Annotated in this window: 21 protein-coding genes, 1 CRISPR repeat array and 1 riboswitch; of the genes, 16 read left to right on the top strand and 5 right to left on the bottom strand. The window is 34.8% G+C overall.

The features are described from left to right. Positions 1-65: 65 nt before the first annotated feature. The 5 genes from HP569_RS10020 to HP569_RS10000 all read right to left on the bottom strand — a co-directional run bounded on the left by HP569_RS10020 (position 66) and on the right by HP569_RS10000 (position 4,874). Positions 66-1,250 carry a trans-sulfuration enzyme family protein gene (locus HP569_RS10020; RefSeq protein WP_182201032.1) on the bottom strand — a complete coding sequence of 395 codons (1,185 nt, stop codon included), beginning with the start codon at positions 1,248-1,250 and terminating at the stop codon, positions 66-68. Between the two features lie 30 nt (positions 1,251-1,280). Further along, complete coding sequence (gene nhaC / locus HP569_RS10015) at positions 1,281-2,753, bottom strand: Na+/H+ antiporter NhaC (RefSeq protein ID WP_220464463.1); 1,473 nt, start codon at positions 2,751-2,753, stop codon at positions 1,281-1,283. Between the two features lie 120 nt (positions 2,754-2,873). After that, complete coding sequence (locus HP569_RS10010) at positions 2,874-3,914, bottom strand: LacI family DNA-binding transcriptional regulator (RefSeq protein ID WP_182201031.1); 1,041 nt, start codon at positions 3,912-3,914, stop codon at positions 2,874-2,876. Positions 3,915-4,032: 118 nt separating this feature from the next. Further along, entirely contained in the window at positions 4,033-4,290 is a 258-nt protein-coding gene (locus tag HP569_RS10005; protein ID WP_425501862.1) for a helix-turn-helix domain-containing protein, read from the bottom strand. Next, the gene (locus HP569_RS10000; RefSeq protein WP_182201030.1) at positions 4,278-4,874 is read right to left on the bottom strand and encodes an AraC family ligand binding domain-containing protein; all 597 of its coding nucleotides are present in this window, start codon (positions 4,872-4,874) and stop codon (positions 4,278-4,280) included. Before HP569_RS10000 ends, HP569_RS10005 begins: the two co-directional genes overlap by 13 nt. A gap of 154 nt (positions 4,875-5,028) precedes the next feature. On the opposite strand from HP569_RS10000, the gene HP569_RS09995 reads away from it, so the two are divergent. From HP569_RS09995 to cas2, 16 genes are all read left to right on the top strand, one after another. Beyond that, the gene (locus HP569_RS09995; protein ID WP_182201029.1) at positions 5,029-6,975 is read left to right on the top strand and encodes a DUF5107 domain-containing protein; all 1,947 of its coding nucleotides are present in this window, start codon (positions 5,029-5,031) and stop codon (positions 6,973-6,975) included. Between the two features lie 309 nt (positions 6,976-7,284). Beyond that, the gene (locus HP569_RS09990; RefSeq protein WP_182201028.1) at positions 7,285-7,971 is read left to right on the top strand and encodes an N-acetylmannosamine-6-phosphate 2-epimerase; all 687 of its coding nucleotides are present in this window, start codon (positions 7,285-7,287) and stop codon (positions 7,969-7,971) included. A 39-nt stretch (positions 7,972-8,010) separates the two neighbouring features. Continuing rightward, positions 8,011-8,877, top strand: coding sequence for an N-acetylneuraminate lyase (locus tag HP569_RS09985; RefSeq protein WP_182201027.1), 867 nt, complete (start codon positions 8,011-8,013; stop codon positions 8,875-8,877). Between the two features lie 237 nt (positions 8,878-9,114). Beyond that, positions 9,115-10,143: a sialic acid TRAP transporter substrate-binding protein SiaP gene (locus HP569_RS09980; RefSeq protein ID WP_182201026.1), complete on the top strand. Its 1,029-nt coding sequence runs from the start codon at positions 9,115-9,117 to the stop codon at positions 10,141-10,143. A 25-nt stretch (positions 10,144-10,168) separates the two neighbouring features. Further along, a complete protein-coding gene (locus HP569_RS14480) occupies positions 10,169-10,636 on the top strand; it encodes a TRAP transporter small permease (protein WP_246367090.1) in 468 nt (155 codons plus the stop codon). After that, positions 10,637-11,917 (top strand): TRAP transporter large permease, encoded by a 1,281-nt coding sequence (locus HP569_RS09975; protein ID WP_246367088.1) that lies wholly within the window; start codon positions 10,637-10,639, stop codon positions 11,915-11,917. It abuts the gene before it with no gap. A 63-nt stretch (positions 11,918-11,980) separates the two neighbouring features. Next, positions 11,981-12,883 carry an ROK family protein gene (locus HP569_RS09970; RefSeq protein ID WP_246367085.1) on the top strand — a complete coding sequence of 301 codons (903 nt, stop codon included), beginning with the start codon at positions 11,981-11,983 and terminating at the stop codon, positions 12,881-12,883. 26 nt (positions 12,884-12,909) lie between these two features. Then, positions 12,910-13,746 carry a MurR/RpiR family transcriptional regulator gene (locus HP569_RS09965; RefSeq protein WP_182201025.1) on the top strand — a complete coding sequence of 279 codons (837 nt, stop codon included), beginning with the start codon at positions 12,910-12,912 and terminating at the stop codon, positions 13,744-13,746. A gap of 54 nt (positions 13,747-13,800) precedes the next feature. Beyond that, positions 13,801-14,268 (top strand): NanQ anomerase/TabA/YiaL family protein, encoded by a 468-nt coding sequence (locus HP569_RS09960; protein WP_182201024.1) that lies wholly within the window; start codon positions 13,801-13,803, stop codon positions 14,266-14,268. 240 nt (positions 14,269-14,508) lie between these two features. Further along, positions 14,509-16,914, top strand: coding sequence for a CRISPR-associated helicase Cas3' (gene cas3 / locus HP569_RS09955; RefSeq protein WP_182201023.1), 2,406 nt, complete (start codon positions 14,509-14,511; stop codon positions 16,912-16,914). A gap of 398 nt (positions 16,915-17,312) precedes the next feature. Then, positions 17,313-18,032 carry a type I-C CRISPR-associated protein Cas5c gene (gene cas5c, locus HP569_RS09950; RefSeq protein WP_182201022.1) on the top strand — a complete coding sequence of 240 codons (720 nt, stop codon included), beginning with the start codon at positions 17,313-17,315 and terminating at the stop codon, positions 18,030-18,032. A gap of 1 nt (position 18,033) precedes the next feature. Next, the gene (cas8c, locus tag HP569_RS09945) at positions 18,034-19,929 is read left to right on the top strand and encodes a type I-C CRISPR-associated protein Cas8c/Csd1 (RefSeq protein WP_182201021.1); all 1,896 of its coding nucleotides are present in this window, start codon (positions 18,034-18,036) and stop codon (positions 19,927-19,929) included. Next, positions 19,929-20,780, top strand: a complete 852-nt coding sequence (gene cas7c, locus HP569_RS09940) for a type I-C CRISPR-associated protein Cas7/Csd2 (protein WP_182201020.1) — start codon at positions 19,929-19,931, stop codon at positions 20,778-20,780. The genes cas8c and cas7c overlap by 1 nt, the downstream gene beginning before the upstream one ends. After that, complete coding sequence (gene cas4, locus HP569_RS09935; RefSeq protein ID WP_182201019.1) at positions 20,770-21,426, top strand: CRISPR-associated protein Cas4; 657 nt, start codon at positions 20,770-20,772, stop codon at positions 21,424-21,426. The genes cas7c and cas4 overlap by 11 nt, the downstream gene beginning before the upstream one ends. Beyond that, entirely contained in the window at positions 21,423-22,454 is a 1,032-nt protein-coding gene (gene cas1c, locus HP569_RS09930; RefSeq protein ID WP_182201018.1) for a type I-C CRISPR-associated endonuclease Cas1c, read from the top strand. Before cas4 ends, cas1c begins: the two co-directional genes overlap by 4 nt. 10 nt (positions 22,455-22,464) lie before the next feature. After that, positions 22,465-22,755: a CRISPR-associated endonuclease Cas2 gene (cas2, locus tag HP569_RS09925; protein WP_182201017.1), complete on the top strand. Its 291-nt coding sequence runs from the start codon at positions 22,465-22,467 to the stop codon at positions 22,753-22,755. 170 nt (positions 22,756-22,925) lie between these two features. Continuing rightward, positions 22,926-25,463: a CRISPR direct-repeat array (repeat unit 32 nt; unit sequence ATCGCATCCTATATGGGTGCGTGGATTGAAAT). 293 nt (positions 25,464-25,756) lie between these two features. Then, positions 25,757-25,858, top strand: a riboswitch (purine riboswitch). The last annotated feature ends 37 nt before the right edge of the window (positions 25,859-25,895 follow it).

Genomic DNA, 25,895 nt, shown 5'->3' with positions numbered 1-25,895 from the left:
GGACATTTTGTATTAACAATGCATATTTATGCATCTATACTTTTGTAGAACTGTATTTTTTAATATCATTCTCTTATTATCTCCAAAGCGTTATTTAAATCAGAAATTATATCTTCTGAATCCTCTAAGCCTACAGAGATTCGAATATTAGATAAGGAAAGTCCAGTTTTTTTGAATGTTTCTGGTGACATTTCTTTAAGGTAGCTTATTGCAGGAACGTAAACCAAACTTTCAAATCCGCCCCAACTTACACCAATTTGAAAAACTTTCAGGCTATTAACAAATTTCTTTATCTTGTTTAAATCTTGTGTTACTAATTCAAATGACATCAAACTAGTAAATCCGGTCATTTGTTTTTTGGCGAGATCAGCTTGGTCAAATGAATCCAGACCAGGATAATATACTTTGGAAACTTCAGGGTGATTCTCTAAGAAGTTTGCAACCTTCATTCCACTTTTCTGATGCTGATTCATTCGTAAGTGTAGTGTTCTTAGACTTCGTAATAACAACCATGACTCAAAAGGGGACATTTTCCCACCTATAAATGCATGTTCGTGATTGTATATTTGATCAATATCCGCTTCTGATCCAATGGCAATGCCAGCAACAATATCACTATGTCCACCAAGATATTTTGAACAGGAATGTACCTCCATATCAACCCCAAAATCCAATGGTTTTTGATAAAGGGGAGTGGCCCATGTGTTATCAACTACTGTTTTTATGCCTGATTTTTTTGCCAATTTACTAACACCCTCTAAATCTTGAAGACTGAATACAACACTTGATGGGCTCTCTAAGTATATGATACAAGTATCTTCTTTAATAGAGTCTTCAAATTCACTTAAATCATTTCCAGTTATAAAAGTAACAGACATACCCATTTTATCTACCAAATAGTGCTGAATAAAATTATTTGCTGGTCCGTAAATATTTTTAATGGCAATAATGTGTCCATTCGGTTTAGCATAATGAAATAAGGCAGCTGAAATGGCAGACATCCCAGAACTAAATAGTTTTGCTTTCTCTCCATGAGCAAGCTCAGCTAATTTGCGTTCTACAATATCGTTTGATGGATTTTTCCCTCTAGTATAGATGCAGTTATTAGTTGGATCGTCATAAGCCTTATCAATAGCTTCCCAATTGTCAAAAGTAAATAGAGTATTTTGATAGATAGGTGGAACAACTGGCTTTTGATCCATATTCTCATAGTTATCTCTATCTAATAATTTTGTAATGTCACTTTTCATTTTTAAATTATGTCCTCCCTATAAATAAGATTATGAGACTTTTTCGCTATTAATATTATTATCTTTTAATCTCATCTCTTTTTCAAAACAACCTTTTCCTGTAATTGCTAACGTTATTGCTACTATATAATTAATCCAAACAAGTAATTGCCAAGGAGCATAAGTAAGAACAGGGATACCTAAAGTACCTGCCATAAACACTCCGGTTGTTGTCCAAGGTATCACATTTTCTACCATTGTTCCTCCATCTTCTAACGTCCTTGATAAAACTTTAGGAGAAATTTTCATTTGCTTAAATTTCTTTTCATACGCTCCAGCAGTAATAAAACTTGTAGCAAATTGGTTAGAAGTTAAAGCGTTTGTAATAGATGTTGAAAATAAAGCTGCAATTATTGTTTGTGATTTAGTTCTTAATCCTTTTGTTACGCGTGTCACAACAATTTCTAAGGAGTTCGTAACAGACATAGAGCCTATAAAAATAAAGGCAGCGATACAGATGGTAATAGCACTAATTAGCTGATATAAGCCGCCTCTAGTTAGTAAGGTAACTAAATTTTCGGGAAGATTACTTTCCCAAGTAATCATGTCAGTATTAAATCCATTTATTAATGTTGTTATTACACTCTCTAAACTAAATTTCTGAAAAATCAAAGCTAATAATGCACCAACTAATGATGAAATAATTATTACAGGAGCTGTAGGTTTTTTCTTTAACGCACCATATAAAACTATTGCGGGGGGCAATAATAATAATGGGTTAAATGTGTAAATATTAGTTAATGTTGTTAATGTAGTTGCAATTTGAGAATTAGTACCTATTTCCGTAATTGTAGGCGGGAAAATAAATCCTAATACAAAATATAATGATCCAGCGATTAATGCAGAAGGACCTGTAGTGTATAACATTGACTTAATATGTTCATATAAGTTCACACCTGTTGCCATTGCGGCTACATTTGTAGTATCAGATAATGGAGACATTTTATCGCCAAAGTAGGCGCCGGCCACAATGGCACCCGCTAAAATAGCAGGATGTGCACCAATTAACTCTCCTATACCAAATATTACAATACCAATAGTTCCGACAGATCCCCAAGAAGTACCTGTCACGATAGAAAAAATAGCAGGAACAATAAACCCAACTAAATAAATAACACTGGGTATAATTAGCTTAATTCCATAAAAAATCATCATAGGAATAGTTCCTGCTATCACCCAACTACCAATTAACATACCAATGGAAAACAGTATGAAAATGGAAGGTATTCCTTCTGATATTTTTTGCACCATAGTTTTTTGCATTTCGTCCCATGAGTACCCTAAATAAAAAAGGACAGATACACTTACTATAGTAGCAAGTATAAAAATAAGCTCTAATGGCATGCTGAAATCTGGCGTAAAAAAGCGTGGCTGAATTATTAATCCAAAAACAATAATAAATATAAGCGCAACAATTGGAATTACTGCATGAACAAATTTAAACGATCTCTTCTGTTTCATCATTATACATCCTCCTCAGATTGTTAACGATTACATTTTTGGCCAAAAAAAGTAAACATTAATTCTTTAGTAAACTATAAAGGTAAACTATACTTAGAATTTATTGTTTACTTCATTCTTGTGTCAAGCATTATTTTGATTTATTTTTAATGTACTCTCTCTAGATCTGTATTCTGTAGGTATCAAAATCTTTATTGGAAGCTTGCGTTCAAACTTAATTCGTTCTTCTGCTAATTTCACAGATAATCTGCCAAGATAATTTGAGTCTACTGCTGAAGTAGATAATTCTGGAGTTAAGAATTGAGCAATTTCAATATCATCAAAGCTAACAACAGAAATATCCTGTGGTATTTTATATCCTCTTTTTTGGATTCCACGATAAACCCCCACGGCTAATGGATCACTGGCTACCATAATTGCTGTAGGAAGAAGTTCTTGACTTAAGATTTCTTCAACCATCTCTTTTCCCTCAATAGGTGTCCAATCTCCTAAGCGAAATTGGATATACTTTTCTAATCCTTTATCATTCATCCATTGCAAATATGATCTAAAGCGAATTTCATTTTCTGTATAATTTCTTAATTGATTTAAACCATATTCGTAATGCTTACCACCTATAAAAGAAATTTTTCTATGACCTAATTGGTAAAGAGAATCCAAACTTTGATACACACTAGTTTCAAAATCAACTTGAATACTATCTCCAACCTTAGGAGAATGGTTATCAACTAAAATGATATTGTCATTAATTTCATTAATACTAGCTAATGTGTCTTCCGAAATATTACCGATAATAATTAATGCTCCTAAGCTAGAAAGGCTAGTAAAATCTTTATCTGAAATGCCCTCATATAAACTAAAACGTCGATTAGCTGCTATTTTTAAACGTTTTGCCTCCAATTCAATGCCTGATCTAATATCGCGAAAGTATGGATCGTCCATTTCCATTTTGGGACTTATCGCTGTTATGATTCCAATAGACGAACTTTTGGTTTTTCTACCACCTTTTTTTTTATCCTTAGAATAATTTAGTTCTCGTATGGCAGAATCAATTCGAGACTTAGTTTCAGTTGATATAGATAAAGTAGGATCTTGATTTAAGTATCTTGAAACTGCACCAGCTGAAACCCTTGCTTTGTTGGCGACATCTCTTATACCGACCATATGTACCTCCTATAAGTTAATGAAAGTGTTTACTTAGAGTATATATTTGTATCTGTATACTTACAAGAAGCATTAATAATTAATGTTGAAATTTCATTTGGAAAATACATTAGTTAATTCAGTCAATCTGTTTCCGATATTGACTTGGAGTAAGTTGCTCGATTTTCTTAAAGCAAGTACAGAAACTACTTTCACTTTGAAAGCCAGTAGAAAAAGCAATGTCTTTTATAGAAGCATCTGAAGCTTTTAATAGAAATCGTGCAGCGGCAATTCGAGTATTCATCACATACTGATAAGGTGTCACGCCGGTTTCTTTAGTGAAAGTACGAATGAAATGATAGGTGCTACTATTTGCTTTTTTCGCTAATGTTTCAATAGAGAGTTTTTTTTGAAATTTTGGTTTATATATTTAACAGCTCTTGCTACAGGCTCGGAGTGGTTCCCGTGCAATTTATTTTCTTTTCCCCTGAGTAGATCGTTTAACAGTTCGGTAATAAGAGTCGAAATGTTAGCCTCTGATATAGCAGAAGAGGAGTGAAATAGGGTATAGATTTGTTCTAAATGAAGATAGGTCGTTGTAGTATCCTCAAGAGTAAGTACATGTCCATGCTGATTACTGATTTCTTGAAAATAACTTCGAGCAAGCTGACCGTCGAAGTGTATCCAAAGCGCTTCCCATGATTCCAAGCTTTCATAACTGTGTGGTGAATAGCAGTCTAGCAAAACAAACTGTCCACTTCTTGCAGTGAATTGATTTGCACCATTGGTTATATCACATGTCCCTTTAACGATAAACATAATAAGAAAACTATCGAATTTTTCACGCGTAAGAGAATAGTTCGGTTCATAGAAAAAGTGGCCGATAGATAGAGGATACAAATACAGTTTTTCTGCTAGTACGCTTGGGGTATAAATATAGTAATGTGAATCCACTGCAATTTTGGAATCGTTTACAATCATAAATAATTCTCCTATGTAAAATTATAATTTTATCTTAACTAAACAAATTAAAAATAGCAATTTTTTAAAATGAATGAGCAATTAAATACAATGTTATCAAGCTGTTTGCTAGATATAATAAAGCTATATTTTTAAAGAAAGGGTGACAAAAAAATTGAAACCTACCATTCGTTTTGAGCAACAAAATATAAAAAGAGGAAAACTAGGGGAAGAGGCATCTGTTCCGGATCTAATTGGTGGACTGATTCTACAGAATGATCTGGAATTTCATTTAGATGAAGAGGACGATATTCATGGTGGTTATGGAAAACGTTTAAATTCATACCCTTACCGACAATTCAATAACTACTCTAGAGAACTAAAAGAAAGCTCTGTAAAAACAATCGTGCTTGAAAACGATTATTTGAAGGCTGTTTTTTTACCTGAATTAGGTGGAAGGCTATGGTCACTCTGGGATAAGAAACGGAATCGCAATTTGTTATATACCAATGATGTAATCCGCTTTAGTAATTTGGCTATCAGGAACGCATGGTTTAGTGGAGGGGTAGAATGGAACATTGGAGTGATCGGACATTCTCCATTTACAACATTGCCTTTGTACACTGCGGTATTAGAAGGTGATGATGGAGAGCCAATTTTACGGATGTATGAGTATGAACGAGTCCGTGGTGTGACGTATCAGATGGACTTCTGGTTAGGGGAAAAAGACGAATTTTTAAATGCCAGAATACGAATTGTTAATTTTGGGGAAGAAGTAGTGCCAATGTATTGGTGGAGTAATATTGCAGTGCCTGAGCATGAAAATGGCCGAATTGTTGTTCCAGCTAAGCAAGCATATACGTTTCATGAGGGTGGTGTGTATAAAGTAGACATTCCGATTGTAGGTGATGTGGATATTACCAAGTACAAAAATATCCCGGCAGCAGTAGATTATTTCTTTGACATGCATAAAGATGATCCAAAGTATATTGCACATATGGATGAGAATGGATATGGACTTCTGCATATGTCTACTAGCCGACTTCAATCAAGAAAACTATTTACATGGGGAAGCAAACAGGCCGCAGATCACTGGCAAGAATTTTTGACGGAGGATGCTGGAAGATATATTGAATTACAAGCCGGTCTAGGGAAAACACAGTATGGCTGTCTTCTAATGGAACCAAATACTACATGGGAGTGGCTTGAACGATATGGTGCTTTTCAACTAGATGAAGCACACTTAGAGAAATCTTTTGAAGAAACTAGAGAGACCGTTACTCAGGCGGTAAAAAGTAAATCATCATTTCAAGAAATGGAGAAGGTTTTATCAAATACGGAACAAATGGCTAAGCAAAGTGCGAAACTTTATCAAAAAGGAAGCGGGATAGGAGCATTAAAAAATATAGAGCAAAAGGTACAAGGAAAAGTTGATATATCCAAGCATTTAGAATTTCATGCTAGTGAAGAAGAACGTATTTGGCGTTGTTTTTTAGAGACCGGAGTGTTAGAAGAACCTGATAGTACACTTGCGCCACCTCCTTTTATGAATGATGATTTGTTTTTTGCGAAGCTTAAAACAATGGTAGAAGAAAATCCAGAGAAGAACTGGTATGCACATTATCAGCTTGGTATTCTTTATTTTGAAAAAGGAAACTATCAAGCAGCGGAAAAAGAATTTCATCAGTCTAACCTAGCAAAAGAAAATGCATGGGCATATCATGGCTTGGCGTCAGTATATGTAATGATAGAAAGATGGGATAAATCCATTGTTATGATTGCCAAAGGAATACAGATGCAAAAACATGATCTTTCTTATCTCAAGGAAGGTTTCAGAATGCTATCGATTTGTGCAGGATATGAGAAAACACTTGAACTTTATCAATCTTTGGATGAAAAAGAGCAAAATAATAGTAGATTAACTTTTTATTATATTCTTGCATTATACAAAACAGGTCAGGTGCAACAAGCGTATGATTTACTTTGTGCAGATGGCGGCCTTATTGTGGAGGATATTAGAGAAGGAGAAGTTGGAATCGGTGAACTATGGAGAGATATGCACCAAGAATTATATGGAGAAATAACAGAAATTCCATATCGATTTGATTTTACAGCAACATGATAGGTGCTTGATTATATAAACAGCCGAGATTACTAGTCTGTATATGATTCTGAGGTTTTGGATGAGAGAGTAATCAAGTTTTATCAACAAATTAAATTCAAATTTAAATCAAAAATAAACCACCATTGACAAAATTATTGGGGTTTATTTTTTTTCTTAAACCCATCTAATGGCGTATATAACAATGGTTGGTTAACCAACGCTTTCATAAAAATGATGATTTCGCGTCATCATTTTTATGAAAGCGTTGACAACTGATTGTCATTTTTGTTATAGTACAATCATAAATAAATAGTGAGGAGATTATTTATGTGCATATTGGAGCAGATACAGAAAAATTTGATTGTTTCCTGCCAAGCATTGCCAGATGAACCACTTCATGATCCATATATTATGTCTAAGATGGCATTGGCAGCTAAGCAGGGTGGTGCAACAGGCATCCGTGCAAATACAGTCAAAGACATACAGGCTATAAAACAAGAAGTAGACCTCCCTATTATTGGAATTATAAAAAAGGATTATCAAGGAAGTAATGTTTTTATTACACCAACTTTGAAAGAGGTAGATGAACTTTTTCAAGAAGGCATTGATATTATTGCGTTTGATGCAACAAAACAAGAACGACCAGATGGGAAAACTTTTTTAGAATTCTTTACGGAAGTAAGAGCAAAGTATCCTAAACAATTGTTTATGGCTGATGTGTCAACACTTGAGGAAGGAATTGCAGCTGAGAAAGCGGGAGTGGATGTTGTTGCACCAACATTGACAGGTTACACACCGTATTCGAAAGGAACCGTACCTATGAATCTATTAGAAGAATTGATAGATCATGTCTCTATTCCGGTTATTGCTGAAGGGAACTTCGATACACCAGAAAAGGTGAAACAAGCGTTGCACATAGGGGCGCATGCTGTAGTTGTAGGGTCAGCTATTACTAGACCACAATACATAACTAAGAAATTTGCAGATGCGGTCAACGAAGGTGTAACACAATAACAAAATAAACTATCAAACTATTAATAAGGAGAGGATCGTATGAAAGGATTATTTACAGCATTGATGTGTTCATTTGATGAAAAAGGGCAGATAAATGAAAGCGGTTTAAGAGAAATTATTCGTTACAATATTGATGTCATGCAAATGGATGGTTTATATGTCAATGGAAGTACAGGCGAGAATTTCTTAATTTCCACCGAACAAAAAAAGCAGATCTTTGAAATTGTTAAAGATGAAGTAGGAGATCAAGTTAAATTGATTGCGCAAGTAGGAGCGCTAAATATTGATGAAGCAGTTGATTTAGCTAAGTTTGCCACAGATCTAGGTTATGACGCGATTTCTGCAGTTACACCATTCTATTATAAATTTGATTTTGAAGAAATTAAGGACTATTACAACACGATCTTAGAAAGTGTGGACAATGATTTAATTATTTATTCTATACCTGCACTAACTGGTGTGAATATGAATCTTGAGCAGTTTGGTGAATTGTTTGAAAATGATAAAGTTATCGGGGTTAAATTTACTGCACCAGATTTCTTCTTATTAGAAAGAATTAGACACTATTTCCCTGAAAAACTCGTATATTCAGGATTTGATGAAATGATGCTTTCTGCTAGCGTGTTGAACGTCGATGGAGCTATCGGAAGTACGTTTAATGTTAATGGGCATAGAGCGAAGCAAATCTTTGAACTTGCACAATCTGGACGAATTGATGAAGCAAGAGAAATTCAGAAGGTTACCAATGATTTAATTGCTGAGATTCTAGAAAACGGCCTTTATCAAACAATAAAAGAAATCTTGAAAACCAAAGGCGTGGATGCTGGTTTATGTAGAAAACCAATGAAGGCGTTATCTTCTGAAGGAATCACTATTGCTAAGCATATTGGAGAAAAATATTTGTAAGAGAAAAGATAAGTTGAAATGATCATTTAAAATCAATACACCAATGAATAGCACCCAATAGGTTAAATTTTATTACCAACAATGAAAACGCTTTATATTTTATTCTATTAGGGAGGTGGATATTTTTCTAGCATAAAACCTAAGGAAATAAACAGTATGGCGCATGTAATTAAATTGACATCATTGTATTACTAAATTTAATTTAATTTTAATTTATAAAAGGAGAGGGTCTTTCTTATGAAAAAGAAATTAATGTTTTTAGGGGCTTTAGTAGCTTTACTTATTGGTTTAGTAGCTTGTTCGAATGATGATACTGCATCTTCAACGGATGATGGTGGAGAGGAAGCAGAAAGCTACAAATTAAAGTTTGGTATGGTTGCAGGTACTGCTCAAAATGAATATAAAGCTGCAGAAGTATTGGCTGATTATATTGAAACAGAGAGTGACGGACAACTTACTTTAGATATTTATGCTGATTCACAATTAGGTGATGACCGTGCAATGCTTGAGCAAGTAAGAGAGAACACATTAGATATCACACTTGCTGAGTCTGGACGTTTTGGTATCTGGGTACCACGTGCATCATTGTTAGGCTTGCCTTATATCGTTGATGATTTTGATCACTTGAAACGTGCTATTTACGAAACTGATTTCGGAAAAGACTTACATGAGGAATTATACAATGAACATAATTGGAAAATAGCTGCAACAGCATACAATGGTACAAGACAAACAACTTCTAATCGTGCAATTGAAGAACTAAGTGATATGGAAGGGTTAAAATTACGTGTTCCAGAAGCAGATACATTACTAGATTATGCAGAATTTACTGGTGCATCTCCAACACCAATGGCATTTACTGAAGTTTACTTAGCATTACAAACTGGTTCTGTTGATGGGCAAGAAAACCCGTTATCAACAATTGATGCTCAGAAGTTCTATGAAGTACAAGATTACTTAGCTCTAACCAATCATGTTGTTAACGATGCGAACTATGTAGTAAGTAAAGATACTTGGGAGTCATTACCTGAAGATTTACAAACTATCTTGCAAGACGGATTGGATAAAGCAGCGGAAGAACATACAAAATTATTTAATGAAGAAGAAGCTAGTCTAATATCTAAATTTGAAGAAGAAGGCGTTACGGTTACTGAGCCTGATTTAGCACCATTTAGAGAAGCTGTATCAGAAGCTTACCCTAAATATCTAAAGGATATTGAGGGCGATGGCGAGGCATTTTTACAACAAATAGCAGACGCAAAATAAAATCACAAAAATTTAGGTGAGAACTATGAAAAAGTTTTTTAGGAATTTTGAAGAGATCGTCGGTGGGTCATTATTCATTGTTATGCTAGTTGTTTTAGTTGCACAGATTTTCTCAAGACAAGTGTTAGATAGTCCGATCACTTGGTCAGAACAACTAGCTAGATTCATATTTGTTTATGTAGCCTATCTTGCGGTAGCTTCTGAAATTAAACATGATGGGCATGTAAGAATAGAGTACTTCTATGATAAATTCCCGGAAAAAGTGCGTACAGTAATGTATTATATTTTCCAAGTAATGATTGCTGCTGTGCTTTTACTAATTATTTATGTAGGCTATGAGATGTCTATGCGTAAGTTGCCAGTTGAAATTGTTTCTCTGAGAATCTCTTATGTGTATCTATATATGGCATCGCCTGTATTGTCTATTCTAATGCTTTATCGATTAATTGAAAGAAACATCAAAGAAATTAGACAAAAAAAGGTGGTGAAATAAATGGATGTATTCTTAATCTTACTATTATGGATTGTGCTTTTACTATTAGGGATGCCGGTAGGTTTTACGCTATTGGTTTCAACATTTGTTTATTTCATCACCAATGATTGGAACTTAGTTTTTTTCACAGCGGCAAAATTAGTTGATAGTATTGATGTTTTTTCATTGCTTGCTGTTCCATTCTTTATTCTAACTGGAACGTTGATGAATTCATCCGGTATTACCGAACGAATATTTACTTTTGCTAGATCTTTAGTAGGTCATTTCACTGGAGGATTGGGCCATGTAAACATTATGGCTAGTGTACTATTCTCTGGAATGTCCGGTTCAGCATTAGCGGATGCCGGTGGATTAGGACAGTTGGAAATCAAATCGATGCGTGATGGGAAATATGATGATGACTATGCAGGTGGATTAACTGCAGCGTCTGCAATTATCGGACCGATCATTCCTCCTAGTATTCCTTTAATCATCTATGGTGTTGTATCCGATCAATCGATTGCTAAATTATTTCTAGCAGGTGCAATCCCAGGACTGATTATGGCGGTTAGTTTAATGATTGTTGCTTATACTTTTGCTAAAAAACGTGGTTTTCCTAAAGAAGAAAAAGCCACATTTAAACAACGTGTCTATCATTTTAGAAAAGCGTTTTTAGCATTATTAACTCCGGTCATTATTATTGGTGGTATTTTCTCAGGGAAATTCACACCAACGGAAGCGGCAGTTATTGCAACTGTGTATGCTATGATTCTAGGTTTCTTTGTATATCGTGAACTAACATTGAAAAAATTCTTTGATAATGTAGTAGATTCATTGAAATTAACAGGAGTCGCTGTACTAATGATTATGGCGGTTGAATTCTTTGGGCAAATGATTGCTCATGAAAGAATAGCAATCACAATTGCAGACTTTTTCTTAGCTCTAACAAGTGATCCTGTTATTTTACTACTATTGATCAACTTATTATTGATCTTGTTAGGAACATTTATCGAGTCGTTAGCATTACTTATTTTGCTAATACCAATTCTAGTACCAGTTGTAGTTGCTGCAGGTGTTGACCCTGTTCACTTCGGGATTATTGTTATACTTAACTTAATGATTGGAATATTAACTCCACCAATGGGAATGGCACTGTTTGTTGTTTCGAAAGTGGGTAACATTCCAATACACACCATAACGAGAGGTGTAATACCTTTTTGGATTCCGTTAGTTATAACATTACTTATTATCACTATATTTCCAGATCTGGTACTATTCTTGCCGAATCTTTTTAGTCCATAATACGAAGGAGAGAAAGGCCATAAGGTTTTTCTCTCTTTCAACTTTTAGCAAAGGAGCACAATAATGATGCGAATAGCTGTTTTTGATATTGGAGGAACATCAATCAAATATGCTGTTTCTGATGAAAAAGCTAATTTTTTACTCGAAGATTCATTTCCTACAGAAGCTTTTCAAGGTGGAAAAGCTGTTATTGATAAAATAATTCAAACGAGTATGGAGTTAAAGAAAACGTGGGAAATTGAAGGAATTACAATCAGCTCTGCTGGACAAATTGATAATGAGAATGGTGTAGTTGTTTATGCAACAGACAACATACCTGGTTATACTGGAATGGAAGTTTCTAAATTAATTCATTCTGTAACTGGTTTGCCAGTCGAAGTAGAGAATGATGTGAACTGTACAGCACTTGGTGAGCATTGGATGGGTGCTGCACAAGGTGTGAAAAACTTTATTTGTGTAACGATTGGAACAGGTATTGGTGGAGCGATTTTTGTAAATGGTGAGTTGTTTACCGGTTCGAACTATTCAGCTGGTGAAGTTGGCCATATTAATTTATATCCAAATGGAAAAGCTTGTACGTGTGGAAATAATGGCTGTTACGAAAAATATGCTTCTAGCTTGGCGTTACAAGAGATGGTTGAAGAGACTTTTAATCAGAAGATAAACTTGAAGCTGTTTTTTGAAAATGTAAGAAGTGGTGATCAGGCTAGTAGACAAGTTTTAGAAAGATGGGTAGACCATTTAACTACTGGGTTGCAATCGATTGTACATACATTTAATCCAGAAATGATTGTTATTGGTGGTGGTATATCTGCCCAAGGTGACTTTCTATTAGAGTATATTCATGACTCGTTGTTCAACAAGCTCATGCCAAATCATAAAAGTAATTTATCAATAAAAATGGCTAAATATGAAAATAAAGCTAATTTACTGGGTGCAATTAAACATTTTTATAGTAAAATGTAATTAAACATTTTAAAGGATGTGTGATTATGTTAAACCCACACAACGGAATGAAACCAACTTTATTAATGGAACAACACAAACAAAATTTCACGAAATCTGAACAGAAAATTTATAACTATATTAAAGATAACAATCATGATGTACTTTATCATTCCTTAACGGAGTTGTCGGAAGCTAGTGAAGTTGCTGAAGCTACTGTTTTACGTTTTTTTAGAAAGTTAGGCTTCAAAGGCTTTCAAGATTTTAAATTTTTACTGGCTCAAGAGGTTTCTGTTCTTACAACACATGACCATGAGAATACGTACATGGAAAAAATCAAAAATAATGTCGTTCGAGCTGTTGAAGATTCCTATGAAATTATTGATGAGGAAACATTACAGAAGTCTGTCGACGCCATTAATTCATCTGATGATGTAGTTGTCTTTGGTGTGGGCTCTTCTGGTATTGCGGCATTGGATATGCAAACACGATTAATGCGAATAGGTAAGCATGTCCATGTAACAATTGATCCACATTTCATGGCGATGCGTGCTTCATCTATGAATGAAAACACAGTGGTCATTGCGATTAGTTTAACCGGAGGAACAAAGGACATTGTGGATACTGTTGCAATTGCTAAGGAGCGCGGTGCCACAGTCATTGCGTTAACGAACTATGTCAAATCACCATTAACACGATATGCTGATTACGTTTTACTCACTTCAGCAAAAGAAAATCCATTAGATAGTGGTTCGCTCGTTTCTAAAGTGACACAGTTATTTTTAATTGATTTGATCTGTACAGGAGTGACCATTAATAATTATAAGAATTCAGAAAAAGTGAGAATGGAAATAACGAAAAACATAGCCAATAAATTATATTGACGAAATAAACATCACAGTAGTAGTGGTGTTTCTTCGTATAGAAATTATGTTGAAATGACTGGTTTGTTAATGATTATTGATAGCTATCGTAACCATAAAGAATATGAGGCATTAAATGGTAAAATGAAGTTAGCGTTTGATTATATTGACCAAAATGATCTTAGTAAATTAGAGATAGGCAGACATGATATTGATGGCGATGAGGTCTTTCTGATGATGCAAAACTACCATACAAAAGACCTGGCTGATGGTGTATGGGAAGCGCATAAAAAATATATTGATATACACTATATGATAGAAGGATGCGAGAAAATCGGTTTTGCAAATATAGATAAACTAAAAGTGAGTCAGGCCTATGACGAAAAAGACGATTATTGGCTATTTTCGGGTGAAGGTGATTTTATAACATTAGATCAAGACATGTTTGCGATCTTCTATCCTCAAGATGTGCATATGACATCACTAAATGTGCAGGAGGCAGTTCCCGTGAAAAAAGCGGTGATTAAAGTGCGGGTTGGTTGAGATGTGTGGATGAATTTAAAATTCTCTCCAAGGAATAGTGGGGAGGATTTTTTGTTTCTAGGTATCGAAGTATCAGATTTTAATAAATTAATTGTAAAAGCAGAATCTCGAATTTTAATATAAAATAACAAATATTTAGGTAAAATGTTATATAAGATTTACAAATATAAGTATATTAGATACAATATACTTATATTTTATTTGATTTTTCAACAATTTTCTATAATGGGAGCGTGTTAAATGGATTACATTGCTCATGTCAGAGAAGAAGACCGAAAAATTCAATCTGTAAAGGCTCACTTGCTTGGTGCTAAACAATTAGCAGAAATATATGGTGCTAAAATCCAACTAAAGCATGTAGCTGGTTTAGCTGGCTTACTTCATGACTTAGGTAAGTATAGTGACGAATTTCAACAATATATTTATGAGGCAGTATTTACCCCGGAGAATGCAAGTAAGAAGCGTGGTGATGTGGACCATGCATCCTATGGAGGTAAATTACTATTTTCTATGTATCATAATATAAAGAATAACACTCCAAACGAAATGTTACTTGCTGAAATAGTAGGAAATGCAATTATTTCTCACCATAGTAATCTACACGACTACATATCACCTCAGATTAAATCCGGATTCCTAAACAGGGTATTTGATAAAGAACTACCTGAATTTCCCCAAGCTGTTGAACGTTTTTTCGAGAAAGTTATGTCTAAAGCGGACTTTGAAAAATATATTAATAAAGCGGTAATAGAGCTAGAGACATTTACCGACAATACTCCAACACAGAGCTTTTTTTTAACTAAATTTATTTTTAGTTGTCTAGTAGATGCAGATAGAACGGATACTAGATTATTTGAAGAAAAAAAAGATTTTAATCAAGATTTAAAACCTAATTTACTATTTCAAAACTACTACGAGAAATTACTAAATAAACTAAATTCATTCAAAAATAAAGATAACGCTTACACATCGATTAACTTGTTACGTGAAGAAATGTCTATAAAAGCAGAGCGTTTTGCAAACAGGCCATCTGGTATCTTCACCCTATCTATACCGACAGGCGGTGGGAAGACACTAGCAAGTTTGAGATATGCGTTAGAACATGCACAGGTGCATAACAAACAGCGAATTATTTATATTGTTCCATTTACAACGATTATTGAGCAGAATGCCGAAGAAGTAAGGAAAATACTAGAAGATGATGAGAATATCTTGGAGCACCATTCTAATGTAATTGAAGATACAGGTGATGACGAGCAAGAAGACGTTCTTATTGATAAAAAACAAAAACTGAAGCTTGCTCGTGATAACTGGGATAGTCCGATCATTTTTACAACAATGGTTCAATATTTGAATGTATTTTATGCTAAGGGCAATCGTAACACGCGTCGATTGCATAATTTAAGTAATTCTATACTTATTTTTGATGAAGTTCAAAAAATTCCAACTAAGTGCATTTCTCTTTTTAACGAATCCTTGAACTTCTTGAAAAATAAGATGTCGAGTAGTATTCTGCTCTGTACTGCAACGCAACCAACTTTAGAGAATGTAGCACACAATCTTTTGAAAGATAGAGATGGAGAGATTATTGACAATTTAAAAACTGTTTCACAAGCTTTTAAGCGTGTTGAAATAATTGATAAAACAGCTCAACCTACAACAAATGATCACCTAGTTAAATGGTTAAAAGAAGATTCAGAAAGCACCGGCAGTACATTAGTCATTTTGAATACAAAGGCAGTAGTGAGGCGTCTATATAAAGATTTAAAAGAAGAGGGACTTACTGTTTACCATTTGAGTACATCGATGTGTGCATCCCACCGTAAAGACCAATTGAACGAAATTAGACAAAAATTGAACGAGGACGTCCCTTTTGTTTGTGTAACTACGCAACTAATTGAAGCAGGAGTAGATGTAAGCTTTAAGCGAGTGATACGATCGTTGGCAGGATTAGATTCAATTGCTCAAGCTGCTGGTAGATGTAACCGTCATGGTGAAGCGGATCAACAAGAAGTCTATGTTATTGATCATGCGGAAGAGAATTTATCTAAGTTAAAGGAGATTGACGAAGGAAAAAAGATCACCAAAAACATATTAGCTTTTTACAAAAAGAAACCCTATATGTATAACAGTGATTTATTGTCTGAAATTGCTATGAGAGAATACTTTCTTCATTTCTATCAAAAAATGAGCAGTGATTTGAATTACTACATTTCAAAAATTGATACTGACATGACAGTTTTATTGATGACAGAACGCAAACATAGTGAGTATGTAAAAAGTTATAAAAACAGTACTAATAGGAATTTACCATTACTTCTTGCCGGCAGTTACAAAACAGCTGCAGAGTATTTTCAGGCAATTGATCAATCGACAACTTCCATCCTTGTACCATATGGAGAAGGAAAAGAAATTATTGCAAGTTTAAACAGCGCTGATAGATCTGAAGACTTATCTCGATTATTTAAAAAAGTACAGCAATTTACGGTTAATGTTTATCCAAATGTACTAGCGGAGTTAAAAAGAGATAATGCACTGATCATGCATTTAGAAGGAGCTTTTTATGAATTGAGAGAAAACTGGTATAGCGATGAATACGGTCTAGATTTGACAGGTGAAGGGATTATGAGTGATCTAATTTTATAAAGCCCACCTTTTAATAAGTAAGATAGGCTCCATTTATATTTATTATTTTTTCAATCCGCGCTTTTTTAAGCGATTAGATTAGTATACGACTAAATAATGAAAAATAAACAATTATTTATTTACATTCAATAATAAATATAAATGAATTTTTATATAAAGGAATAAAAAAAATTTTGTGTTTAATAATAACCATACAAAATTCAGGAGGTGAGATGCAATATGTTGAAAGTTAAATTAAATGTTAAGTATATCGATAAAAGAAAATTTACTTCTATATTTATGAAAAACATAAATAAACTTTACAGCTAAGTTGGTAACATGATTCTTGCCTGCTAAGTAAATATTTTTATCTAGTGGGCAGGGTTAAATTAATAATCATAAGGAGGTGACAGTTAGCGATGAGACACAAAAATGAAATTCAATTTGAACTTTTTGGCGATTATGCGCTGTTTACAGATCCACTTACTAAAATTGGTGGTGAGAAGCTAACTTATAGCATTCCTACTTACCAATCCTTAAAGGGAATTACAGAGTCTATTTATTGGAAACCGACTATTATTTTTGTAATAGATGAACTTCGAGTCATGAAGCCAATTCAAATGGAATCAAAAGGTGTACGTCCTATCGAATACACTGGTGGCAATACATTAGCAAACTATACTTACCTAAAGGATGTTCATTATCAAGTGAAAGCTCATTTCGAATTTAACACGAATCGACCTGATATGGCTTTTGATCGCAACGAAGGGAAACACTTTAATATTTTACAAAGATCTTTAAAAGCGGGTGGACGCAGAGATATTTTTCTTGGAACTAGAGAGTGCCAGGGGTATATTGAGCCTTGTGAATTTGGTAGTGGCGTTGGCTATTATGATGATGTGCAACAAGATCACCATTTAGGAACAATGGTACATGGATTTAATTATCCTGACGAAACAGGAAGAGATAGTTTAGAAGTTAGACTATGGCATCCAGTGATGAAAAAAGGGTATATCCAATTCCCTAAACCTACCGAATGCTCGATTATTCGTCCTATTAAAGACATGGAACCAAAGAAATTTAATGCAGAAAATGTAGAATCTGTAGAATCATTATTTAATCGTATAGGAGGTGAATAAGTTGAGCTGGTTATTGCAATTGTATGAGACATATCAAGCAAATGAAAGCCAAATTGGGAAAACAATAAAGAAGCCTAATGACAAAGAGTATACTTTATTACCTATCTCTCACACTACCCAGAATGCTCATGTTGAATTAACTGTTGATGAAGAAGGAGATTTTTTATCCGCGCATATTCTGGAGAAGGAAAATACGATTATCCCTTGTACAAATGATTCTGCAAGTAGATCTGGGGCAAAGATAGCTCCATATCCACTTCATGACAAATTAAGCTATGTCGCTGGTGACTTCGTAGACTATGGAGGTGTAGTGAAGAATGAAAACGACTTGCCCTTTGATGCTTACATAACCAACCTTCGAGAATGGGCAGAATCTAATTTCGCAGTAGATAAAGTGAAAAGTATTTATAAATATTTGAGCAAAGGAACATTAATTGAAGACTTAGTAAAACATGAATTACTTGTTTTAGATAAAGACGGATTATTAATAGAAAAGTGGAACAAGAAATATGAAGAGCTTTTTGCAGAGAAGCCGAAAATATTCTCAAGTGGAGCAACAGATCAATTCAGTGTATTTGTTCGATTCAACGTTTACTCTCCTACATCATCTCAAGTTGTTTGGAAAGATAAGCAAGTATATAACTCTTTTATCGCTTTTTATAATGAAAAAATCAGTGAAGAAGATATTGATTATGTAACAGGAAATTTATCACCCTCAACCGCAAGACACGCCAATAAGATACGTCATGCTGCAGACAAGGCAAAGTTAATATCAGCCAATGATAGTACAGGCTTTACGTTCAGAGGAAGATTTGATACGAGTAGACAAGCTGCTAGCATTAGCTATGATGTTTCTCAAAAAGCACATAATGCTTTGAAATGGTTAATTCAACGCCAAGGTAAAACAATTGATAACCGCGTCTTTCTTGTTTGGGGTAATGATAATAATCAAGTACCAGACCCTAATGAAGATGCGTGGGATTTGATGTTAGGATCAAATGAAAGTCTAGACAGACCAGCAGACACAGATAAACCATTTGCGGAAAAAGTAAAGAAAGCAATTGCTGGATTTGGCTCCGATCTTACCTATCAATCTGAAGTTAATTTTCTCATTTTAGATTCTGCCACAGTAGGACGATTGGGCATTCTTTATTATCGTAACATGGATAAAAAACTCTATTTAAAAAGATTAGAAAGATGGCATGAAGAATGTGCTTGGTCTCACCATTACCGAAAAAAAGATGGAGAACCTATTAGTTTCTATGGTGCTCCTGCAACAAGGGATATTGCTTATGCTACGTATGGACCAAGGGCGAATGACAAAATAGTCAAAGGTTTAATGGAGAGAATGCTACCTTGTATTGTTGACGGTAAAAAAATACCCAGGGATATCATAAAGAGTGCTTTTCATCGATCTTCAAACCCGGTTGCTGTAGAAGGTTGGGATTGGGAAAAAAACTTAACTATAACTTGTGCATTAATTAGAAAAGATTTGATTGATAAAAAGGAGGTATGGAATGTGGCGTTAGATCATGAGACAAAAGATCGTAGTTACCTATTTGGTAGACTTCTAGCAATTGCAGATGTTTTGGAAAGAAGGGCACTTCCTAAAGAAGAAAAAAGAGCAACCAATGCTGTCCGTTATATGAATTCATTTTCAAAGAATCCAAGTAGAACATGGAAGACCTTACAAGAAAGTTTACAGCCTTACCAAGCTAAGTTAGGCGTGAAAGTGACAGATTTAACTCGATTGATTGATGAAGTAGCCGACCAGTTTAATTTAGATGAGTTTAATAATAAACCTTTATCAGAAAAATACCTATTAGGCTTCTATAGCCAAAGACGGGAACTTTATAAAAAGAAAGAAAATAAAAACGAGAGTGAGGAGACTGTATAATGAGTATTTTAGACCGCAAAATTGATTTTGCTGTTGTGTTGTCTGTTACAAAAGCTAATCCGAATGGAGATCCCTTAAATGGGAATCGCCCACGTCAAAATTATGATGGACATGGTGAAATCTCAGATGTTGCGATTAAACGTAAGATCAGAAATAGATTTCAAGATATGGGTGAATCCGTTTTTGTTCAGTCTGATGACCGAAAATCAGATGAGTATAAGAGTTTGAAGGAAAGAGCGGATTCAAAGGAAGAATTAGCAAAAATGCTTAAAGATAAAAAAGCTTCTGAAGATGTATTTGCATCTATTGCTTGTAAAGAATGGATCGATGTACGGAGCTTCGGGCAAGTGTTTGCTTTCAAAGGATCCAATTTATCTGTGGGGGTAAGAGGACCTGTATCTATCCAAACAGCAACTAGTGTTGATCCGATAGATATTACAAGTATTCAAATTACAAAAAGTGTAAACTCGGTAACGAGTGAAACAAGAAGCTCTGATACAATGGGGATGAAGCACCGAGTAGACTTTGGGGTTTATGTATTTAAGGGTAGTATAAACACTCAACTTGCTGAGAAAACAGGCTTTACACATGAGGATGCAGAAAAGTTGAAAGAAACACTACTTACTCTTTTTGAAAATAATAGTTCTTCTGCAAGACCAGATGGAAGCATGGAAGTCCATAAAGTTTATTGGTGGGAACATAATTCCAAATTAGGGCAGCACTCATCTGCTAAGGTTCATCGTTCTCTAAAAGTGGAATCTAATACAGAAACACCAAAATCTATGGATGATTATACAATTGAATTAACGAATTTAGAGGGATTAAAAGTGGATACGCTTGATGGACAATAAAGAAGATAACTATCTAATGTTATCTGGGTTACAGCATTTTCAGTTTTGCCGTCGTCAATGGGCTTTAATTCATATTGAACAACAGTGGGAAGAAAATGTTAAAACAATTGAAGGGAAGCATTTACACGAGAAGGCAGATCAGCCTTTTATACGTGAAAAACGAGGTCAAAAATTAATAGTTAGAGCCATGCCTGTTCAATCACATAAATTGAGATTAAATGGAATATGTGACGTGGTCGAATTCGTTCAAGATGCAGATGGGGTAAAGCTAAATGGTATAGATGGATTGTATAGAGCTTATCCAGTTGAATATAAACGTGGCAAGCCAAAGAAAGGTGACGAAGACGTACTTCAGCTAGTAGCGCAAGCAATTTGTCTAGAAGAAATGTTACTTTGTAGCGTAGATAAAGGTTATTTTTTCTATAATGAGATTAAACGTCGAGTAGAAATCCCGATAACTAATGATTTAAGAAATACAGTAATAAAAATGTCTCAAGAAATGCATCATTATTATGACAAAAGGTATACCCCAAAAGTAAAGACTGGTCAGCACTGTAAGAGTTGTTCTTTACAACACATTTGCTTACCTAACTTAATGTCTAAACGAAGTGTGAAAAGCTATATCGAAAGGAAGTTAGAAGAGTGAGGAAGCTATTAAACACCTTATTTGTAACTCAATCAGATGTTTACTTGTCATTGGATGGAGACAATATTGTGTTAGTAAAAGAAAAAGAAAAGCTTGGAAGACTTCCTTTGCATAACTTAGAAGGTATAGTTACCTTTGGCTATACAGGAGCAAGTCCAGCTTTAATGGGGTATTGTGCGGAACGAAATATTTCTATTGCTTTTTTAACGAAAAACGGCAGGTTTCTAGCACGTGTGATTGGAAAAAGTAAAGGAAATGTATTATTGAGAAAAAAACAATATCAATTGTCTGAGGACGAGGTTAATTCTGTTCGAATCTCCCGCAACTTTATTGTTGGAAAAGTTTATAACAATAAATGGATGATTGAAAGAATGACAAGAAACTATCCTTTAAGAATTGATGTGGATAAGTTCAAGACTACATCAAAACAACTATCTTTAATATTAGATGAAATCAAGCAGTGTGAAGACCTTGAAAGTTTAAGAGGCTGGGAGGGACAAGCCGCAATAGTTTACAACAAAGTGTTTGATTCTATGATTTTACAACAAAAGGATGTATTTAGCTTTCGTTTAAGAACAAGAAGACCTCCCCTTGATAATGTCAATGCAATGCTGTCTTTTGCATATACTTTACTTGCTAATGATACGAGTGCTGCTTTAGAAACAGTTGGACTTGATGCATACGTTGGATTTATGCACCAAGATAGACCAGGAAGAGCTTCTTTGGCTCTTGATATAATGGAAGAATTAAGAGGAGTGTTGGCGGATAAATTTGTTTTGTCTTTAATAAATCGAAAAGAGGTCACAGAGGATAGCTTTTTAAAGAAAGAAAATGGCGCTGTTATCATGACAGAAGAAGCTAGAAAAAAGTTTTTAAAATCATGGCAAATGAAAAAGCAAGAGACGATAACCCATCCTTTTTTAGGTGAGAAAATATCTTGGGGACTTGTGCCTTATGCACAGTCTTTATTGCTAGCTCGTTATTTAAGAGGAGATTTAGATGAATATCCGCCATTCTTATGGAAGTAGGTGATTGATTTTGTTAGTACTCATCACATATGATGTAAGCACTTCAAGTATAGGTGGTAATAAAAGACTCAGAAAAGTTTCTAAAGTCTGTCAAAATTATGGACAACGTGTTCAAAACTCAGTTTTTGAGTGTAATGTAGATGCAGCGCAATACCTGTCTCTGAAAATTGAATTAGAAAAGCTCATAGATACCTCGAAAGACAGTCTTAGGTTTTACAAGTTAGGAAATAACTACAAAACAAAAGTTGAGCACATGGGTGTGAAAAAATCAATAGATTTAGAAGAACCATTATTGTTCTAATAGTGCTAACATGAAGCGTACACGATATTTCAGGATGGTTAGCACTAAAAAACCACCTTTTATTTTATTATGAACTACAAATATTGGTAGTTTCCTTAAAAAGATCTTTAAAAACACTTGAAACCATGAATTTTGAGAACGTACATTCTTAAAATTAGCTGAAATTGGCTATCGCATCCTATATGGGTGCGTGGATTGAAATAAGGAAAAGGTAGACGAGGCTAACCGATTAAAGAATCGCATCCTATATGGGTGCGTGGATTGAAATCAACAAGATAGTAATAACTATGAATTGCGTTGGAATCGCATCCTATATGGGTGCGTGGATTGAAATAATTATATAAAAACAAAGATGGCTTGATTTACAATCGCATCCTATATGGGTGCGTGGATTGAAATCCGTATCAAATGTTTTTGCACAATCATTTACTATATCGCATCCTATATGGGTGCGTGGATTGAAATTAGGCTCTGTTGTTGTTGGTTTTATAAGAACATTATCGCATCCTATATGGGTGCGTGGATTGAAATATTATAATTATTTTTATTTTGTTTAAACATTAATATCGCATCCTATATGGGTGCGTGGATTGAAATTTGATTTGAAACTTCTTCTCTTCCATCAAACAAATCGCATCCTATATGGGTGCGTGGATTGAAATAAAAAACGAGTTTCGGAACGTTGTGGACAGCGATATCGCATCCTATATGGGTGCGTGGATTGAAATATTTCAACGGTTGCAGGTAATGTTGAGGACCTTGATCGCATCCTATATGGGTGCGTGGATTGAAATTGCTATCAATATCGGCTTATATAACGAGAATGGAAATCGCATCCTATATGGGTGCGTGGATTGAAATGATTACATACTTTTGTGATTTGCCTTTTGACGTAATCGCATCCTATATGGGTGCGTGGATTGAAATTACAGTTTAGATAAATCAAAAGAAGCGATTGAAAATCGCATCCTATATGGGTGCGTGGATTGAAATATTAGTAGCATCGACTAAATTTGTTTTGTTTTGATCGCATCCTATATGGGTGCGTGGATTGAAATTGTAATGATCGGATTGTCTTGTATCGTCCAATGATCGCATCCTATATGGGTGCGTGGATTGAAATCGTCATTTCCCCTCTACCTATCGAGGTAAGTAATTATCGCATCCTATATGGGTGCGTGGATTGAAATTTCATCGTTTCTAGCAATAACCCAGCTATATTCAATCGCATCCTATATGGGTGCGTGGATTGAAATGATAAGGCTCCGGAATCATTCGAGGAAAACTTGATCGCATCCTATATGGGTGCGTGGATTGAAATTAGGCTCTGAATGGTCAAGTGAAGCTATCGTGAATCGCATCCTATATGGGTGCGTGGATTGAAATATTCCAACCAGGTACTAATGTAATGTACTGTCTAATCGCATCCTATATGGGTGCGTGGATTGAAATGATAAAAACAGCCACAACCAAAAAGATTTTGGCATCGCATCCTATATGGGTGCGTGGATTGAAATTATCGTCTTGATCTCGAACATACATTATCTGCTATCGCATCCTATATGGGTGCGTGGATTGAAATTTGTCTTTCGTGATTGATTTTATTTTTATCGAAATCGCATCCTATATGGGTGCGTGGATTGAAATTTGTAGCATTTGCGCTGACATTAAAGGGTTGGGATCAATCGCATCCTATATGGGTGCGTGGATTGAAATCGTTCCTTCGTCATGTAGCCTGCGTGTAATCTTATCGCATCCTATATGGGTGCGTGGATTGAAATTTGCTCCGTCATTCCATCACTCCTAAAAATATTTATCGCATCCTATATGGGTGCGTGGATTGAAATGCTAATGCTGTTAATATGTTTGTGTCATCTAAATATCGCATCCTATATGGGTGCGTGGATTGAAATTACCTCTTTTGATCTATCAGCCAGCAACTTAAATCGCATCCTATATGGGTGCGTGGATTGAAATTTTTCTAAGAGAGGTTACCTTATCTTCTTGTTTTGGATCGCATCCTATATGGGTGCGTGGATTGAAATGATTCAATCATTGATGTGATTACAAATCCAATAGATCGCATCCTATATGGGTGCGTGGATTGAAATACAGTAGATGGACTTCATCCTAATGATGAAGGCTTATCGCATCCTATATGGGTGCGTGGATTGAAATTCAAATAGATACCTTCTTATTTACTGGTGGTGGCATCGCATCCTATATGGGTGCGTGGATTGAAATGGACGAGGAAGTCGAAGATCAAGCATACTACGATGATCGCATCCTATATGGGTGCGTGGATTGAAATGTTAAGAAGCAATCAGGAACGTACAAGATGTTGCTAATCGCATCCTATATGGGTGCGTGGATTGAAATACTTCAATCGCTACAAACTTACCTTTTATACAAGATCGCATCCTATATGGGTGCGTGGATTGAAATGAGAACAACCGGAGGGGACGCAGCGAATACGTCATCGCATCCTATATGGGTGCGTGGATTGAAATCGTTGTGTCCGCAACTCCGTAATCTTCCGTTCGATCGCATCCTATATGGGTGCGTGGATTGAAATACTCCAAAACTTAAACCCTCTCCACTCATTTGCTATCGCATCCTATATGGGTGCGTGGATTGAAATATTTTGTATTGCACACCCGCTTCATGTAGTAAATCATCGCATCCTATATGGGTGCGTGGATTGAAATCTGAGCCTCTAGCGGCGAAGGCAAAAAGTTTGAAAATATCATCGTTAAATTAATGAAAATCAACCAATATTTATATAGGTGGGTGAAAAGTTTAAAATTGCTCTATAAAATAATATGTAAAATTACTAACTAATACATTTTTTTAAGAAATATAATGCTGAAACTTTGGTGTGATATTTTATAAAACCACCGGAAACAATTCCCATATCCGAACGATAATTGTTTAAAAATTTAAAACATTCGTTTTTAGCTTGACTAGTTCCTTTTTCCCTTGTAAGATATTAAATATATTAAAATTTCATAAGAAAATTCGTCGTATAATCTTGAGGATAAGGCTCTAGAGTTTCTACTCGACCACCGTAAATGGTCTGGCTACGAAGAAGAATGTTTACTAATCATAGGGGAATACTATCTATTATTCTCTTGTAAAAT

This window comes from Paraliobacillus salinarum (genome assembly GCF_014083865.1).
GTDB classification, from domain to species: domain Bacteria; phylum Bacillota; class Bacilli; order Bacillales; family Amphibacillaceae; genus Paraliobacillus; species Paraliobacillus salinarum.
Note: the sequence above shows the minus strand (reverse complement) of the source record. Positions and strands in the feature narration are given on the sequence as shown.